Origin of the sequence: Selenomonas sp. KH1T6 (genome assembly GCF_900108415.1) — a bacterium.
Lineage (GTDB): Bacteria > Bacillota > Negativicutes > Selenomonadales > Selenomonadaceae > Selenomonas_B > Selenomonas_B ruminantium_A.
On the sequence record NZ_FNWN01000045.1, the window covers coordinates 1 to 17,556 of the forward strand.

Genomic DNA, 17,556 nt, shown 5'->3' on the forward strand with positions numbered 1-17,556 from the left:
CTCTGCCTTCAACTGCGGCATGCCTTCCACGATCTCCTCACGGATTTTGCGGAGCCAGTAGTAGAACGCGTTGTATTTGATGTCCTGCTGGCGGCAATATTCCCTGGCCTTAAGGCCGCTCTGCTGCTGGGCCAGGATAACCTGTTTCCAGTAATCCATGGACTGCCGATGCTTGATTTGTTGAATTTGAGTCAAAACAAAGACCTCCCAATGAGATAAATGGCTAAAATGACTTTTTCAGCTTTTTCATGTGAGTGATTTTAGTCAATTATCTCATATGGGAGGCACAGTTTAAATACACCGTATTATTTACCGCTTACTGTTCAGATAATCTCTTAGCATTTCTGAAGTCCAGTTCCGTAAGAGGTGATGGCGCTCTTGAAAGTAGATACACTATTAGCGCTAGACAAATTTCGTAAAAATGTGGGAAACCGGCTCAGTCGGTCTTTTCTGATATCCTATAACAAAACGGGAAAGATTTTATAGTTTTTACTTCTCTGCACTTGACGAAATATGTTCGATAAATATAATATAAGGAAAGTATTTTATATATTTTCCGTCCTAGAGGTGCGAATTATGAGTAAGGAGATACATTTTAAGCTAGAGTATAAGCTGCATAAGGGTTTGGCCAGTTATGTAAAGGAGGAGCCATGAAGAAAATCTTTGTTTTAGAAAACAGTACGAGTGGGTCTAAGCCTATGTGTTTTGATAGTGAAAGTGAAGCTCAAAAAGTGTTTGTCAAAAAAATTCGCAAGTGGGCTGGTAGCTGTGGCAACATTGCATTGCTGATGAAAACAGATGAAGAGTTAGTCAAGGAGAATTCTATTTACAAATTTGATAATAATGCTTCTATTGAACTGGTATGGGGAGACTATGAAGATGATGTTGTTCAGCTTCGTATGGATATAGTTTTCATGAATAGCGGCTTTGATGAGTTCCCTGAAAATCCATTTGAATTTATGAGAAATTTCCCTGATGACTATTGGTTGGACGATTCCTGTACGCACAGAGGGAAATGTGTCGAAGTATGGCTACCTTTTGAACAATATGATGTTGATGTGCTTGAACATTATGTCGTGGAAGGTGAGTTGGGGGCATACCTTTCTTGTGGTGGGAGTCCATCATCGTATGAATCGTATAAAAGAAAAATGGCTAATGGGTGAGTTTTGAAAAGCGTGTACCTGGTATGGGCACACGCTTTTCTTAGCATGTTGAACTATAGGAATGCCAAAGGAGTTGACGACATAAGCTCTACTCTTTTAGTAAGGTGGACTGCCGAAGACAGTGGAGGGACGAGTTAACGTACTACTGTAAACTTTATTAGTTATTACTTTAGCCCCTTCCATACGCTATGATATTTGGTATATTGTTGTCAATTTATGACTTAAAAATACAATCGTTATGATATTCCAAGAAATTGTATTCTGGCATATTCCTTTCAGGAAAATTTATAGATTTATTTTCTAAGAAGAGCAACCAGTTTTTGGTGGTTTCATCAATACGTGGATGTTTTTTTAGGCAGTCGGATACCATTATGATTTTAGTGGTTTTATGGATACTGATAAAACCTAGGTCAAAGGCCTTGTGGGTTAAATAATTTAGGCATATGCCGTTAGATGGATTAAGGCAGTCATTGATGCTTTTACACTTGCTGTATGGCATTATATGGCAGGCTTGTAAAAGTTCCGGAACGGCAATACCTGTCATGCAGCACCGTTCCCCATATGCACTTAGAACAGCTTTACGGAAAAAATCCTGACCTTTGCGCACGAGGACAAGTCTTTCTTTGGGAGTATAATATTTGAGATCAATTGCTGGTGGTAAATGTTTTACTTTAGGATTCGTCAGTTTGATGGAGGTGTTATAAGAAGACAATATCCGCTCTTTTTCAAGCAGGAGATATTCATATTTTCCCTTAAATTCAACCCATACTTCTTTATCTAGCTTGCTACTGTGAGGCAGAGAGGTAACTCCTCTGCATAGTAAACTTTCGTCCAAGGAGGCAAGATTTACCATCTTCATAATCAGTGATGATAATGACCTTTGCATTAAATCTGCCATGGACTGTAAATACTTATTGCTTCTGTTTATTTTTCCATAGGGCATTTCGTAATAAAAAGATAATGCAAGGATTGTTTCATCACGTGTCCATTTTTTTCCATAATTATCGTTGCACATTATGAAACCTCCATTTCGTTTAATTTTTTGATTGAGCATAATGCCGATTCTTACCTGCTCCAATCGCCAAAAGCCTGCCACTATCCACCAGTTCCTTAATAAGATTGTTAGCCTGGCTGCGGGACACGCCCATGGTATCCTGCACATCCTGTCTGGTGAAGGTTTCTTTGCCGGATAGGGCTGCAAGCAGGTGGTTGTTATTTGCTTGGGCAAAGGGAGAGGCTTGGTCGGTTTTGAAATTCCTATTGGGCAGGGTGATGCGGAAGGCGTGGTCGCTGGTTTCAAGTTTTGGCTTCAGCCCGGAGCCTTGATAGCTTTCGTAGATTTTTGGAATGCCAGTGCCATAGGCTTCAATGAGTTTCAGGCGGTAGAAGATGGCAGCCATCTTTTCATTGCGGCACTCTGATACGCCAAGTTTTAAGTCTTCGAGGTTGAGGCCCTGTACCAGACCGCCGAAGGAGACGAACTCTATGCGATCGTGGAAGATGTTGATGAGAGTGCTGCCGCTGTAGGAATATTCCCTGTGTACTACGCAGTTCAGCAGGGCTTCCCGCAGGGCCGTTTCAGGGTAGTCCCGCTGGTCGGAGCGCATGAGGCCGTTGAAGCTTGCTCCCAGCTGATTGTATTGCTCAAGCATGGTGTAGGCTTCGTTCATTTGGGTGAGGAGGGAGCCGCTGAATTCGCGTCGGTTTTGGAAGGGAGAAGTTTTGCTGGTGCCAGCAAAGACGGCGATTTTCAGCTCATGAGGGCACTCTTCAGAGAGAAGCAGAGCCAGGTTGGTGAAGATGCCGTCACGGGTCTTCAGCCCCAAGGTCATGAATTGTTGATTTTCCAGCTTTACTTTCTTTTGTGCAAAGAGTTTCTTCATGGAAGTAAAGGTTAATTCCTGTCGCAAGGAGCGGCGAGTTTCATAACTTTCTCCGTCACTGGCGATAATCATAGAGCGTATGGCATCTGTTGAGGCCGGGATTGAAGCAGCACCATGCCGTACAAAGACACCTTCTGGTCGGATGCCTTTGCCTTGCAGGTAATATGGTGCATGTGTACCTTTCTGTACAGTTATTTTCAGTACGGACTTTTGTTCGAGTTCTATTATGTCAAGATCTACGAACATGGTGACATCAGGCTTGATGGCATCACGTATCATGCTGGTAATCTGCAGCATGGCCTGGTCTGTATCTTCAAGACCAATGATGTCACCATTATCAGCAATGCCTACATAGATGGTTCCGCCATTACTGTTGGCAAAGGCAATTATTTCCTTTTTTATGTCTGGCACTATTATTTGCTTCAGTTCAAGGGTGGAGCTTTCCTTGAATTTCATACGTATCGCCTCCGTTCGTCCATGCTTCTACCATTCTACCATAAAAGGTGGACGAATGGTAGAAGCATGGTAGAAGAATGGTAGGTTTGACTTCTATCATGGGAGAACGGCCCCTGTCTTCATAGTCTAGGCAGGGGCCGTTCTCATATATCTGCTTGCCAAAACAAATCATTTAGCATAAGATAATATATAAGATAATATATAAGATGCCAAGGAGGAGTTGTCTATGGGGAATTATCCTCCGTATATGCTGAACAATGAGATACTGAGGCTGGTGGCGTCTATTTCTACCAGGCTGGGGCAGGTGCTGCATTACCGTGATATGTCAGCATATCCGCGGCTGCGCAGGAACAACCGCATCGAGTCTATACATTCCTCTCTGGCTATAGAAGCCAATTCCCTGACTTTGGGGAATGTCAGGGATGTTATTGCCGGGAAAGTGGTGGCAGGGCCGGAGAGGGAAATTCTTGAGGTGAAGAACGCCTATGCGGCTTATGATGAGCTGCCGCACCTGAATCCCTATAGTTTGAAGGAACTATTGCGGATTCACGGGATTATGACGGCAGGACTGGTGCAGGAGGCAGGAAAATTCCGTCATGGAGAAGAAGGCGTATTTGCAGGTGGCAGGTGCATTTTCATGGCACCGCCTGCCAGGCTGGTGCCGGAGCTGATGGAAGGTCTGTTTGCCTGGCTGGGGGAGGCAAAGAAGGACTTGCAGCCCTTGTTGCTATCGTCGATATTCCATTATGAGTTTGTTTTTATTCACCCTTTCGCTGATGGCAATGGACGCATGGCCAGGCTTTGGCAGACGGCGCTTCTTTCCAGGTGGCAGCCGCTTTTTGCATATCTGCCCATAGAGAACCAGATACACAGATATCAGGCAGAGTACTATGAGGCTATCAGTCGTTCCCATGCAGCAGGTGAGTCCACGCCTTTTATCACTTTCATGCTGCAAATGATTGATGCCGTGCTGGAGGAACTGTTGCAGAAGGACCTGCTGGCAGAGCAGGATGAGTATGTAAAAAAGTTGCTGGCCCAGATGGAATATGATGTTTCCTACAAGGCTAAGGAACTGCAGGAAAAGCTGGGCCTGAAGTCTACGGCGGGGTTGAAGCGGAACTATATCGAGCCGGCCATGAGGCAGGGATTGATAGCCATGACCCTCCCGGATAAGCCCACCAGCAGGAATCAGAGGTATTACAGGGTTAGGTAGGCTTTTGTTTTTGGGGAAGATGTTGATTCACTGAGTTTTAGAAATGGAGCTGAACATGGAGAAAAACAGCCAGATTTATAGAAGTTATGTAGAAATTCTCAGGCGGGAGCTGGTGCCGGCTATGGGGTGCACTGAGCCTATTGCCATTGCCTATTGTGCTGCCCGGGCAAGGGCGGCGCTGGGGCTTTTGCCTGATAAGGTTACCATTGCAGCCAGTGGCAACATCATCAAGAATGTCAAGAGCGTCATCGTGCCGAATACAGGCGGCTGCAAGGGAATTGAGGCTTCGGCTGCCATTGGCATCGTGGCGGGGGATGAAGAGGCGGGGCTGGAAGTCATCGCCTGTGCCAGGGAGGAAGATAAGGCCAGGCTGGCTGATTATCTGCGCAGTACGGAGTTCAAGGTGGAATTTGCCCAGTCTGACCATGTCCTCGACATCTGTGTCCTGGTCAGCAAGGGCAGGGATAACGCTGAAGTGCGTGTGGTAGGTGAGCATACCAATATTGTGAGGATTGCCCGCAACGGCGAGGTCTTGTTTGAAAAAGAAGCTGTGGGTGCGGCAAATACCGGCAAGCCGGACTATGAATTCCTCACCATCGAGGATATCTACGTTTTTGCCATGACCTGCGACCTGGAGGATGTCCGGGAGTTACTTGACCGGCAGATTGCTTATAATACAGCCATAGCTGATGAGGGCATGAAGAACGACTACGGTGCAAACATTGGCAAGACCCTGCTCAAAGCTTATGGCAATGATATCCACATTCGTGCCAGGGCCAGGGCGGCAGCCGGCTCTGATGCCCGCATGGGTGGGTGCGAACTGCCTGTGGTCATCAATTCCGGCAGCGGCAATCAGGGCATGACCGTTTCCCTGCCGGTCATCGAATATGCCAAAGAAGTGGGTGCTGACAGGGAAAGGCTCTACCGTGCCCTGCTGCTTTCCAACCTGGTCACGCTCCATGAAAAGGAGGGCATTGGCCGGCTCTCAGCCTACTGTGGCGCCATCAGTGCCGGCGCCGGGGCAGGGGCAGCTATTGCCTGGCTCTGCGGCGGTGATTATAAAGCTGTCATTCACACTATCGTCAACGCTTTGGCCATCACTTCCGGCATTGTCTGCGATGGTGCCAAGGCTTCCTGTGCGGCCAAGATTTCCGCAGCTGTGGATGCTGGCATCCTGGGCTTTGAAATGTACCGCAATGGCCAGCAGTTCTACGGTGGTGACGGACTGGTCAAGAAGGGCGTTGAAAATACCATCCGCAATATCAGCCGCCTGGGCCGCATTGGCATGAAGGAAACTGACAAAGAAATCATCAAGATGATGATTGAAGAATAAAAAATGACACATTGCTTCAGATGAAACAATAAAAAATGCGAAACAATTGTAACGTTGTTTCGCATTTTTGCTCTTGAAGCCTTTGGATATGTATGAAACTATGTATCAGTTGCTCATGAAAGTGATGAGCAATTTATTCAGCGCCAGCTGGTCGTCCTTATGCATGACCTCTCTGGCTGAGTGCATGGCCAGCATGGGGACGCCTATGTCCATGGTGCGGATGGGGACAAGAGTGGAGGCGATAGAGCCCAGGGTGGAGCCGCCACGAACATCACTGCGATTAACAAAGGACTGACAGGGGATTTCATGGGATTCACAGAGCCCGCGGATGATGGCAATGGCTTCTGCGTCTCCGGCATATGTTTGGGCGGCTGCCTGTTTCAATACTATGCCTCCACCCATGAGTGGCTGGTTGGATGGGTCGTGTTTTCCTGCATGGCTGGGATGCAAGGCGTGGGCCACGTCTACAGATAGCATGAAACCGGACGCTATATCTGCCCAAAGGTCTTCTCTTTTTTTTCCGAGAGAGGAGTAGATTCTTTCCAGTACCTGATTCAGCACCGTAGAGCCTGCTCCCTGTTTGGTGCCGCTGCCGATTTCCTCATTATCAAAGAGAGCAATGAGGCGCAGTCCGGACATTTCTTTCGGTTCTGCCGCCATAATGCCCTTGAGGCAAGCCAGAACAGAAGTGAGATTGTCCAGGCGTGGGGAAGAGATAAAAGACTTATATAACCCGCACAGGCAGCCTTCCTCAAAGGGATAGGCAGATAGTTCGTAGGCGAGAATATCCTCGGGATCCTCCTTTTCCAATTCTTCGCTTAGCCAATCTGTGAAGAAGCTTTCCGAAAACTCCTCGTTTTCCATAACAGCCAAGGGAAGCATATCTGTTTGGGGATTCAGCTTGCCCTCCTTGTTTACTTCCCTGTCCATGTGTATGGCCAAACTGGGGATGGTCAGCAGGGGGCGATCAAAGTTTACCAGCTGCGTGTCTGGCTTGAAGACATCCTCAGAGCGCAGGACAACTTTTCCAGCCAGTCCCAGAGGCCTGTCCAGCCAGGTGCGAAGTATAAGGCCACCGTATTTTTCTACATTAAGCAGTCCATGTTCTTCTTTATTGATACTGGCATGAGGTTTTATGCGGAAGCATGGGAAGTCTGTGTGGGCCGCTGCCAGGCGCAGGGGGCCGGGCTTTTCACCAAGGGCAAAGGCCAGCAGGCTGGAGTCGTAGACGGTTACGAAGTATCTGCCGCCTGGAGCAAGCTCCCACTTTGTGGTCATATCCAGCTGTACAAAGCCTGCATTCTGCAGCATTTTTCCTGCTGTTTCCACAGTGTGGAAGGGTGAGGGGGCATCTTTTATGAATTGCAGTAGTTCTTGTAATTCTTTTTCCAAGGTCAGTCACTCCTTATCGTTCTTGTCCCATACTGTCCAGCAGGCGTCTGATGGGCAACAGTTTCACAAGCAGCAGACAAATCAGGCATTCAGCGCCCATAAGTGAGCCGTTGACGGTGAGCGAATAGAGGACGGGGGACATGCCCTCCGGAGCGTAGGAGGCGAAGAAGACTATGCCGGAAATGAAGTGGCAGAGGAAACGCCCTGCAAAGCCCAGGAGAATGCCCAAGTAGAAATTGTGCCTGATAAGGCCTGCCAGCCCGATGGCCATGAAGGGCAGGGGATAGTCAAAGAGCACCTGCACGGGATGCAGGATGAAGGGGTCCTGCAGGAGATTCATGAAACCGTAGAGAAAGCCTGTCATGGCACCCACGGAAGGGCCGAAGCGCCAGGAGATGAGCATGATGGGCAGCATGGAGCCAAGGGTCAGGTTGCCCCCCTGGGGGAAATGGAATATTTGCAGTTGCTGCAGGATGATGGTGAGGGACAGCATAAGGGCAATGTAGACCATCATCTGGGTGGTGAGCCGGGTTTTGCGCAGGTAAATGCAGCTTCCCGTCAGGGCGAAAAGACAAGTCATGGCAAAGATGCTGGAGGGACTGGAGATGAGTTCTGCCAAATAAAACACTTCCTTAATTCAAGAGACGATGATTGCAACATGAGTATTTTAACATCAGTGGCAGGAGAAAACAATGTATTATTGGCATATAATAAGCCTTCCCCTCAAGGGGAAGGCAAGTAAGTTCTTGCCAAAAGTCAAAAAATCAAATATAATGGAGGGAAAGATAGGTCAATTAGTCAATCAAGATACAGAGGGTGATACAATGAGCAATATTGCGGATTTAATTGAGGCCTATATCCTCCGGCAGCTGGCCACCAGGGAGGATGGCAAGGTGGAGCTCAGGCGCACGGATATCGCGGACGCCATTTCCTGCGCCCCTTCCCAGATCAGCTATGTGCTTTCCACCCGCTTTACCCAGGACAAGGGCTTCATGGTGGAATCACGCCGTGGTCTGGGGGGGTATATCCGCATTGTCCAGGTGCCCATGAAGAGCCTGGTTTACCAGCAGATGCTGGATGATATCGATGAGGATACGGATGAGAAGACCATGCAGGGCATGATACAGTACCTCCATGACCACGATATGGTGTCCACGAGAGAAGGCGCGCTTTTGATGCAGGTGGTGGGGGAGGTCTTCCATTCTGCCACCATGAGTGACAAGGAAAGAGTGCGGCTGCTGAAGGTCATGCTGCTGACTTTGGAGAATTTCGGCTGATTTTAGGAAAGCGGTGAAATATATGTTATGCGATGATTGCGGCCGCCGGGAAGCGGCAGTCCATATAGTGCAGATAGGTCCCAAGGGGCGGGTGGAGAAGAACCTTTGCGAGAAATGCGCGGCAGGCTACGGGGAATTCATGCCGGAAAACCAGCCTAAGCGCAATATGTCTGTAGACGATTTCCTCAAGGGCATGTTCAGCCAGTCTGCCGGACAGGAGGAAAAGCAGAAGGGCAGGCAGGGGGAGCCTCTGGTGCTCACCTGTCCCAACTGCGGCATGAGCTATGCGGATTTCCAGCAGACGGGGAAAATAGGCTGCAGTGTCTGCTATGCTACCTTCCGTCCCCAGCTGGAACCCCTCCTGCGCCGCATTCACGGCACCAGCACCCACAGCGGCAAGATTCCCCGCCGCAGCGGCGGCACCCTGGAGCTGAAACAGGAAATCAAGCGCCTCCGGGCCGAGCTCAAGGAAAAGGTTGCCCGGGAGGAATACGAGGAGGCAGCCAGGCTGCGTGATGAGGTGCGGGCTTTGGAGCAGAAGCTTTCCGCCAAGGAAGGAGGGGAGGCTCATGTCTAAGGACGAAATCATGAAAGAGCGCCACCTGAGCTGGCTTTCCGCTGGGGGGACAGATGGCGATGTAGTGCTCATGAGCAGGGTGCGGCTGGCCAGGAATCTGAAAAAGCTGCCCTTCCCCAATCGGGCTGACTTTTCCCAGCTGCTGGCGGTGCGCACGCAGGTGGAGCAGATCTTGCCCAGCCTGGCCAAGGGCCTGGGAACGGAATTTGCAGGGTTCAACATGGAGGAGCTTACCCCCTTGGAGCGCAGCGTGCTGATTGAGAAGCAGCTGGCTACCACGGCCCTGATGAAGAATCCCCAGCATCGCGAGGTGCTGCTGGCAGAGGCGGGACAGGTGAGCCTGATGGTCAACGAGGATGACCATCTGCGCATACAGTGCCTTGCCCCTGCCTTTGATCTTGATGCGCCCCTGAAGAAGGCTTTTGCCATTGATGATATCATCGAGTCCCAGCTGGATATAGCCTTTGACGAGAAGATGGGCTATCTTACGGCGGTGCCCACCAATCTGGGCACGGGCCTCAGGGCTTCGGTGGTGCTGCACCTGCCGGGGCTGGTCTTCACCAAGAATATCAGCAGCGTGGAGACCATTGCTCCCCAGCTGGGCCTGTCCATTCACAGTCTTTACGGCGAGGGGCAGGAGGCAGGGGGCTGCCTCTATGAGATCACCAACCAGCTTACCATGGGCTTCTCTGAGCAGGCGCTGGTGGAAAACCTCAAGAGCGCCGTCCGGGAAGTGGTGGCCCATGAGCGCAAGGCACGCAAAGCCCTGGCTCTGTACATGAAGGACAGGCTGGAGGATGAGGTGTGGCGTGCCTACGGCACCCTGCGCTATGCCCGGCTGCTGACGGAGAAGGAGACGCTGGAGCTTCTTTCCTGGGTGCGGCTGGGAGTGAACCTGCGGCTGATGGAATGGGAGAATCCCGACAGCTTCGGAGATATCCTGCTGGTGAGCCGCACCCACTTCCTCCAGAATCTGGCGGAAAATGAAAATATGTCCAAGAACGAGATAGACAGGCTCCGGGCAGAGCAGGTGCGCAAGGCCCTGCTGGGCAAGGAGTAAGCCTTATTTCCCATAGAAAGGAGGCCCTGCATGGGCGATAGAGACCGAAGAGAATTTACAGAAACAGCTGTCCGGGCAGTGCGTTTCGGCCAGTATCTGGCCCACGAGCTGCGCCGGGATTACATAGGTACAGAGCATATCCTGCTGGGGCTCCTGCATGAACGGGGGAGCCTGGCAGCCAAAGCCCTCAGGAATCTGGGCATGGAGTATGAAAGCGCCCTCTCGGAGCTGCGGCGGCTGACGGCCAGCGAGCAGGAATACCCCTCTGACAATCCTTACTATACCCCCAGGGCCAAGCGGGTCATGGAGGGGGCGGTGGAGGAAGCCGACCGGCTGGGGGCCTCTGTGGTGGACACGGAGCATATCCTTATCAGCCTGCTGGAGGACGCCGGAGGGGCGGCGGTGGAGCTTATTGAGCACTTCGGCATAGAATTGAATGATGCTTTGAATGAAATCTTTTCTCTTTTGGAAGAAAAAGGCGATTATCAGGAAGAGCCAAACGCTTCGAACGAAAGCAGGGGAGGCACGCCCCTGCTGAAAAAATACGGCCGCAATTTAACCAGGCTGGCCAAAGAGCAGGCACTGGACCCGGTGGTGGGCAGGCAGAAGGAAATCACCCGCACGGTGCAGATCCTCTCCCGCCGCCGCAAGAACAATCCCGTGCTCCTGGGGGAGCCGGGGGTGGGCAAGACTGCCATTGCCGAAGGGCTGGCCCAGCGCATAGTAGCAGGAGAGGTGCCCCATACGCTGCAGGACAAGGAAATCATTTCCCTGTCCATCGCTTCTCTGGTGGCAGGTGCCAAGTACCGGGGTGAGTTCGAGGAACGCCTGAAGGGAGTCATCGAGGAAATCCGGAAGTCAGGCAAGGTGATACTCTTCATAGACGAGCTTCACACCCTTGTGGGAGCCGGGGCGGCAGAGGGGGCTCTTGATGCGGCCAATATCCTGAAGCCTGCCCTGTCCCGCGGCGAGATACAGGTCATCGGCGCCACTACCCTGTCCGAGTACAAGAAGCATCTGGAAAAGGATGGGGCCCTCGCCCGCCGCTTCCAGACAGTGCTGGTGGAGGAACCTACCGTGGATGAGGCAGAGGCTATCCTGAAGGGGCTGCGGGGACATTATGAGAAATTCCACCGGGCGGTAATTCAGGATGATGCCCTGGAGGCAGCGGTGCGGCTGAGTTCCCGCTATATTTCGGGCCGCTTCCTGCCGGACAAGGCCATCGACGTGATGGATGAGGCGGCGGCCAAGGTGCGCATGGCAAATGTCTCTGCTCCCAAGTCCCTGCAGGAGATGGAGGAGAGCCTTAACCGGCTGGAAAAGGAGAAGGACGAAGCCATCAAGGACCAGGCCTTTGAGAAGGCCGCCAGCCTTCGGGATGAAATGCAGCGGAAGAAGGTGGAACTGCAGGAGGCACGCAAGGAGTGGAACCAGCAGAATGGCAGCTTCGTGACGGTGACAGAAAACGACGTGGCTGAGGTGGTCTCCCTCTGGACAGGCATTCCTGTGCAGCGCATGGCCAGCCGGGAAGCGGCAAGCCTTCTGGGGCTGGAAAAGAAGCTGTCTGCCAGAGTGGTGGGGCAGCAGGAGGCGGTGGAAGCCGTTTCCCGTGCGGTCAGAAGGGCCAGGGCCGGCCTCAAGGATCCCCGCCGCCCCATTGGTTCCTTCCTGTTCCTGGGGCCTACGGGGGTGGGCAAGACGGAACTTGCCAAGGCGCTGGCAGAAAGGCTCTTTGGCAGTGAAGAGGCCATTATCCGCTTTGATATGTCCGAGTATATGGAAAAGCATACTGTTTCCCGCATGGTGGGAGCCCCTCCGGGCTATGTGGGTTATCAGGAGGGAGGCCGCATGACAGATGCCGTGCGGCAGAAGCCCTATTCCATCATTCTTTTGGATGAGATAGAAAAGGCCCACCCTGATGTTTTCAATATCCTGCTGCAGGTGCTGGATGACGGCCGCCTTACTGACGGTCAGGGGCGCACGGTGGATTTCCGCCACACGGTGATTATCATGACTTCCAATGCCGGGGCCGGCTCTTTGAAGAAGGCTGCTCCTGCTATGGGCTTTGCCGTAGGGGCGGAGCGCAGCCTCAGCCAGCAGGAGCTGGAAAAGAAGCGGGTCATGGGCGAGGTGCGCCGCACCTTTAGGCCGGAGTTCCTGAACAGAGTGGACGAGCTGTTGGTCTTCCACCCACTGGGCAGGCCGGAGCTTTCCAGGATAGTGGATATCCTGCTGGCTGATGTGAAGAAGCGCCTTTTGGAGCAGGGCCTGCGGCTGGAGGTCACCCCCAGCGCCAAGCTGCGCCTGATAGAAAAGGGCACGGATGAAAAATACGGGGCGCGTCCCCTGCGCCGGGCCATCGAAAGGCTGCTGGAAAACGATCTGGCGGAGCTGCTGCTTGCCGGGGCTTTCAAGGCAGGAGATACTATCAGCGTCCGCAAGGGCAAGGCTGAGGACAAGCTTGATTTCGTGAAGAAAGAAAAGCCTGCAGGCAGGAGGCGTGAGGTCATAAGTCATGGACAATAAGCTGGCGCCTGAGACTACCAAGGGAAAAATACTGAACTTCTTCATGAATCTTTTTTGGTCCATTGTCTGGCTGGGACGCTGGACTATCCGGCTGATTAAGCGTATACTAAATCGATGAAGATATCAGAGCCGCTTCCTGGCTTCGATGGGGGCGGCTCTTATTATTGGAGGCTTGCTATGGCCAAGAAGAAGAAAACCGTATACGTCTGCCAGCAGTGCGGCTATGACTCTCCCAAGTGGCAGGGCAGGTGTCCTGGCTGCGGCGCCTGGAATACCATGGTGGAGGAAATCGCCCTGCCGGAAAAGGAAAGCGAAACGCGCACGGGGCTGTCTGATGCTGTGCCCCCCAAGCCCATAGGGGAGGTGGAGCTGGAGGATATGCCCCGCTTTTCCACCGGCTCCGGGGAGCTTGACCGGGTGCTGGGGGGCGGGGTTATCCCCGGTTCCATGGTGCTGCTGGTAGGGGATCCGGGGGTAGGCAAGTCCAGCCTGACCCTGCGGGTCTGCGCCGAGATTGCCCGCGCCGGGAGAAAGGTGCTCTACGTCACCGGCGAGGAGAGCACCCGCCAGGTGCGCATGAGGGCCGACAGGCTGGAGGCCATTGCGGATAACCTGCTGGTGGTGAGCGAGACCAATCTTTCCACCATTGAAACCCATGTCATGAATGCGGAGCCTGACCTCTTGGTCATTGACTCCATTCAGACGGTGTTCAAGCCTGAGATACAGAGCGCCCCGGGCAGCGTGTCCCAGGTGCGGGAATGCGCTGTAGACCTGCTGCGAATTTCAAAGAGCAGTGGTATAGCTTCATTCATAATTGGCCATGTTACGAAAGAAGGAAATCTGGCAGGCCCCCGGGTGCTGGAGCATATTGTGGACACGGTGCTCTTCTTCGAAGGTGAGCGCAATGCCGAGTACAGGGTGCTCAGGGCGGTGAAGAACCGCTTTGGCAGTACCAATGAACTGGGGCTGTTTGAAATGCGGGAAGTGGGGCTGGTGGATGTGCCGGATGCCTCCAAGCTCTTTCTTTCCGACCGGGAGCAGGACACGGGCACGGTGATCATTCCCACGGTGGAGGGCACCCGCCCTTTGCTGGTGGAAGTGCAGGCCCTGGTGGCACCCACTCCCTATGTACCGCCCAGGCGCACGGCGGATTCCGTGGATATCAAGCGGATCCAGCTCTTGCTGGCAGTGCTGGAGAAAAGGGTGCACCTGTCCATTGGTGCCTGCGATGTGTATGTGAAGGTGGCAGGCGGCATACGCATTGATGAGCCTGCGGCAGATCTGGGGCTCTGCATAGCCATGGCCTCCAGCTTTGCCAACAGGCTCCTGCGGCCCCAGACCATCGTCTTTGGCGAGGTGGGCCTCTCTGGTGAGGTGCGGGCTGTGAGCCAGGCTGAGAGCAGGGTGAACGAAGCCAAGCGTCTGGGCTTCAAGGCAGCGGTGCTGCCCATGAAGAATTACCGGCAGCTGGCCGGGGAGATAAAGGGCATAGAGCTTTACGGCGCTGAGACAGTAAGCCAGGCCTTGAAGCTGGCTATGCCAAGATGAATCAGAAAGGTGGCAATTACCCCGATGGGGTGCTTAAGAAAATTTGCAGCAATATGTCTGTGTTTTGTACTGGCTGTAGCGCAAGTGCCTGTGGCAGAAGCACAGGAAGATATAAAACTCAGCGCCGATGCCGCTATAGTTATGGAAGCCTCTACCGGCAGAGTCATCTGGGAGAAGAACGCCGATGAGCGCCGCTATCCTGCCAGCATGACCAAGATGATGACGGGGCTGCTGACTTTGGAAAACCTCAGCGCTGATACGGAGGTGCTGATTTCTGCCAATGCGGCGGCTACCGAGGATGTGCCCATGGGGCTCCTGCCCGGGGAAATGCTGTCTTCCGCGGAGCTCCTGAACGGCCTGCTGATGCTTTCGGATAATGGGGCGGCGGTGGCCCTGGCTGAGCAGATAGGCGGCTCCGTCTCTTCCTTTGCGGAGATGATGAATGCCAAGGCGGAGAAGCTGGGCATGGAGAACACCCACTTCGTGAATCCCAATGGCCTGACAAATGCTGAACACTATTCCACGGCCAGGGATATGGCAAAGCTGGCCCGTCACGTCATGCAGAATGAGAGATTCCGGGAAATCGTGGGCCAGCAGAAGGCACTGTTGCGCTGGAGCATTCCAAAAAACAAGATGCTGGCAGCAGAAAACACCAATGAGCTTCTGGGCAAGTACGATGGCATGACGGGCATCAAGACCGGCTGGACCCAGGCGGCAGGGGGGTGCCTGGCTGCCTCTGCCAAACAGGGCGGGCTGGAGCTCATCGTCATTGTCATGCACGCCGAAACCCCCAAGGACAGATTCAAGGATGCGGAAAAGCTCCTGGACTACGGCTTTGAGCACACCCGCCTGGTGCGCGGGGTGAACAAGGAACGCTTCAGGGGGAGCGCCTGGGTCAAGGATGGCAGGGAAGCCAAAGTAGACCTCCATCTGGCAGAGGATATAAACTTTCCTCTGGTAGATGCTGAGGAAAAAAGCAATTACAAAGTGGTCTACGATGTAAAGAAAGTGTTGGCGGCTCCCGTGAAAAAGGGCCAGAAAGCAGGCACGGCCAAGCTGCTTTACAAGGGGGAGCAGGTTGGTGAGGTGGATATCCTGGCAGATAAGAACGTAGGACAGGGCTCGGATATCCTCTCCTGGCTGGTAGGCGTGTTTGAACCGGTATTTGCCCGCCTGTGATAAAGGAACTGACGCATGTGATGGGCACGCGTCAGTTCTTTTTTTCTTTGTGTAGCTGGTATGACCTGGGAGATTTGTTAGTCGACAAAATCAGAACAATCGTGTTATGATAGTTATGTTGTAATAGTATAGGTCATACTAGATCAAAGGAGGTATTATAATTTATGGACATACTGAACAGTGCAGTTGATAGTATCAACACTCTGCTCTGGTCTTATGTGCTGATTGTGGTGCTGGTGGGCTGCGGGCTCTATTTCACTCTCAGCACCGGGCTGGTGCAGCTGCGGATGCTGCCGGAGATGTTTCGTCTTCTGACCGAGGGTATCGGCAAGAAAACAGAAGGAAAGGCCATCAGTTCCTTCCAGGCTTTCTGCGTCAGTACCGCTTCCCGGGTGGGCGTGGGCAATATTGCTGGTGTGGCCATTGCCATTGTCACCGGCGGCCCTGGCGCCGTGTTTTGGATGTGGGTCATTGCGTTTATAGGTTGTGCCACGGGTTTTGTGGAAAGTACCCTGGCGCAGATCTATAAGCTGCCACGTGGTGAAGGCAAGTTCCACGGCGGCCCTGCCTACTATATCCAGAATGCCCTGGGGCAGAGTGGCGTGGCCAAGCTCTTTGCGGTGCTCATTTCCATCACCTTCGGACTTATTTATAATTCCGTGCAGGCTAACACCATTGCCCTGTCTGCTGTGACTGCTTTCGGCATTCCACCCTATGTCACGGCTATCTTCCTTTGCGTGCTGACGGCCTTGGTTATCTTTGGCGGTATGACCCGCATTGCCAAGTTTGCCGAGTTCCTGGTGCCTATTATGGCAGGTTTGTACATTCTTATCGCCATCGCCATTACCCTGTTCAACATTGACAAGGTGCCCGGCATGTTTGCCCTTATCCTCCATGATGCCTTCTCTCCTCAGGCCGCAGTGGGTGGCGGTATAGGTACGGCAGTGCTGACTGGTATCAAGCGGGGGCTCTTCTCCAATGAGGCCGGTGAAGGCTCCGTGCCAAATGCTGCTGCCACCGCTGATGTCACCCATCCTGTGAAGCAGGGCTTGGTGCAGTCCTTGGGTGTCTATGTGGATACCTGGCTGGTGTGCTCCGCCACTGCCTTTATCGTGCTGCTCACGGGCCAGTACCAGATCGGTGGTGAGCTTACAGGCATCGCCCTGGCTCAGGCCAGCCTGGCCAGCATCTTCGGCAGCCTGGCTCCCAGTGCCGTTTCCCTGATGATCTTGATGTTTGCCTTCAGCTCCATCGTGGGCAACTACTACTACGGCGAAATCAACATTGAGTTCTTCGAGGGCAAGAGCAAGCTGGGCCTGCAGCTTTTCCGCGTAGGCGTGGTGGCCATGGTGCTCTTCGGCTGCCTGGCTGAGCTGAACCTGGTGTGGAACCTGGCGGACCTCTTCATGGGCCTTCTGTGCCTGACTAACCTCTATGCAGTAATCCGCCTGGCCAAGTATGCCCGTATTGCGCTGGACAGCTATATCAGCCAGAAAGACCAGGGCATAGAGCCTGTCTTTGACCCGGCTATCCTGGGCAACGAAGATGGTATCCATGCCTGGGGTGTCAAGAATCCTGTTGACCATAAGTAATGAAAATATCTTAACCGCAAAAGGGGCTGTTGCATGAGTATAATTCCACTTATGCACAGCCCCTTTTCCTTGTTGATGTATAAGAAGTTCCTATTCGTTGTAAAATCCACTAAAAATGAGCACAAGATACCAGGCGGTATAAAAATCGCCTTTTTTCTTGTGCTCTTATTTTGTATTCAGGCTGCGTTATTCACAGGGAACAGGTGCTGGCCTGCTCTGTCTGACTGGATTTTGCAGTGCAGCTTTTGAATATTGTAAGCCATAGCCACCAGCATGATCTCAACAAGGACATTTGCTGTGCCGCGGCTCAGGAACCTTCGGAAATTCATGTCCGCCTTCATCATTGCAAATGCACCT

Annotated in this window: 17 protein-coding genes; 11 read left to right on the forward strand and 6 right to left on the reverse strand. The window is 52.5% G+C overall.

All coding sequences use genetic code 11. The annotated features are described in order from the left end of the window. On the reverse strand, window positions 1-195 hold a 195-nt coding region (tnpA, locus tag BLW59_RS15510), incomplete at its 3' end, for an IS66 family insertion sequence element accessory protein TnpA (protein WP_139283722.1). A 455-nt stretch (window positions 196-650) separates the two neighbouring features. Between tnpA and BLW59_RS15515 the strand changes: the two genes are divergently transcribed. Beyond that, entirely contained in the window at window positions 651-1,163 is a 513-nt protein-coding gene (locus tag BLW59_RS15515; RefSeq protein ID WP_074698522.1) for a hypothetical protein, read from the forward strand. A 214-nt stretch (window positions 1,164-1,377) separates the two neighbouring features. On the opposite strand, the gene BLW59_RS15520 is transcribed toward BLW59_RS15515, so the two are convergent. Both BLW59_RS15520 and BLW59_RS15525 read right to left on the reverse strand, forming a co-directional pair. Next, on the reverse strand, window positions 1,378-2,178 hold the full coding sequence (locus tag BLW59_RS15520) for an HNH endonuclease (RefSeq protein WP_074698524.1): 801 nt from the start codon (window positions 2,176-2,178) through the stop codon (window positions 1,378-1,380). Between the two features lie 19 nt (window positions 2,179-2,197). Then, a complete protein-coding gene (locus BLW59_RS15525) occupies window positions 2,198-3,502 on the reverse strand; it encodes an RNA-binding domain-containing protein (protein ID WP_074698526.1) in 1,305 nt (434 codons plus the stop codon). Between the two features lie 226 nt (window positions 3,503-3,728). Between BLW59_RS15525 and BLW59_RS15530 the strand changes: the two genes are divergently transcribed. Together BLW59_RS15530 and BLW59_RS15535 are read left to right on the forward strand one after the other, a co-directional pair. After that, window positions 3,729-4,715 carry a Fic family protein gene (locus BLW59_RS15530; RefSeq protein WP_074698528.1) on the forward strand — a complete coding sequence of 329 codons (987 nt, stop codon included), beginning with the start codon at window positions 3,729-3,731 and terminating at the stop codon, window positions 4,713-4,715. A 55-nt stretch (window positions 4,716-4,770) separates the two neighbouring features. Continuing rightward, the gene (locus BLW59_RS15535; RefSeq protein WP_074698542.1) at window positions 4,771-6,048 is read left to right on the forward strand and encodes a serine dehydratase subunit alpha family protein; all 1,278 of its coding nucleotides are present in this window, start codon (window positions 4,771-4,773) and stop codon (window positions 6,046-6,048) included. 105 nt (window positions 6,049-6,153) lie between these two features. Here the strand turns inward: BLW59_RS15535 and BLW59_RS15540 are convergent, their stop codons facing one another. Further along, a complete protein-coding gene (locus BLW59_RS15540; RefSeq protein ID WP_081348573.1) occupies window positions 6,154-7,440 on the reverse strand; it encodes a M18 family aminopeptidase in 1,287 nt (428 codons plus the stop codon). Between the two features lie 13 nt (window positions 7,441-7,453). After that, the gene (gene thiT / locus BLW59_RS15545; protein ID WP_318258684.1) at window positions 7,454-8,059 is read right to left on the reverse strand and encodes an energy-coupled thiamine transporter ThiT; all 606 of its coding nucleotides are present in this window, start codon (window positions 8,057-8,059) and stop codon (window positions 7,454-7,456) included. A 205-nt stretch (window positions 8,060-8,264) separates the two neighbouring features. On the opposite strand from thiT, the gene BLW59_RS15550 reads away from it, so the two are divergent. The 8 genes from BLW59_RS15550 to BLW59_RS15580 all read left to right on the forward strand — a co-directional run bounded on the left by BLW59_RS15550 (window position 8,265) and on the right by BLW59_RS15580 (window position 17,199). Further along, window positions 8,265-8,717: a CtsR family transcriptional regulator gene (locus tag BLW59_RS15550; protein WP_029545072.1), complete on the forward strand. Its 453-nt coding sequence runs from the start codon at window positions 8,265-8,267 to the stop codon at window positions 8,715-8,717. Between the two features lie 22 nt (window positions 8,718-8,739). Continuing rightward, entirely contained in the window at window positions 8,740-9,294 is a 555-nt protein-coding gene (locus tag BLW59_RS15555) for a UvrB/UvrC motif-containing protein (RefSeq protein WP_029545071.1), read from the forward strand. After that, a complete protein-coding gene (locus tag BLW59_RS15560; RefSeq protein ID WP_029545070.1) occupies window positions 9,287-10,354 on the forward strand; it encodes an ATP--guanido phosphotransferase in 1,068 nt (355 codons plus the stop codon). Before BLW59_RS15555 ends, BLW59_RS15560 begins: the two co-directional genes overlap by 8 nt. A gap of 30 nt (window positions 10,355-10,384) precedes the next feature. Next, on the forward strand, window positions 10,385-12,880 hold the full coding sequence (locus tag BLW59_RS15565) for an ATP-dependent Clp protease ATP-binding subunit (RefSeq protein ID WP_074698534.1): 2,496 nt from the start codon (window positions 10,385-10,387) through the stop codon (window positions 12,878-12,880). Then, window positions 12,870-12,998 carry a hypothetical protein gene (locus tag BLW59_RS18250; RefSeq protein WP_318253592.1) on the forward strand — a complete coding sequence of 43 codons (129 nt, stop codon included), beginning with the start codon at window positions 12,870-12,872 and terminating at the stop codon, window positions 12,996-12,998. The genes BLW59_RS15565 and BLW59_RS18250 overlap by 11 nt, the downstream gene beginning before the upstream one ends. A 59-nt stretch (window positions 12,999-13,057) precedes the next feature. Beyond that, window positions 13,058-14,428 carry a DNA repair protein RadA gene (radA, locus tag BLW59_RS15570; RefSeq protein ID WP_074698536.1) on the forward strand — a complete coding sequence of 457 codons (1,371 nt, stop codon included), beginning with the start codon at window positions 13,058-13,060 and terminating at the stop codon, window positions 14,426-14,428. Window positions 14,429-14,518: 90 nt separating this feature from the next. Continuing rightward, complete coding sequence (locus BLW59_RS15575; RefSeq protein ID WP_175463477.1) at window positions 14,519-15,607, forward strand: D-alanyl-D-alanine carboxypeptidase family protein; 1,089 nt, start codon at window positions 14,519-14,521, stop codon at window positions 15,605-15,607. Window positions 15,608-15,771: 164 nt separating this feature from the next. Then, window positions 15,772-17,199, forward strand: coding sequence for an alanine/glycine:cation symporter family protein (locus BLW59_RS15580; protein WP_074698540.1), 1,428 nt, complete (start codon window positions 15,772-15,774; stop codon window positions 17,197-17,199). Window positions 17,200-17,375: 176 nt separating this feature from the next. On the opposite strand, the gene BLW59_RS15585 is transcribed toward BLW59_RS15580, so the two are convergent. After that, the coding region (locus BLW59_RS15585; RefSeq protein WP_074697902.1) for a transposase at window positions 17,376-17,556 on the reverse strand (181 nt) is incomplete at its 5' end.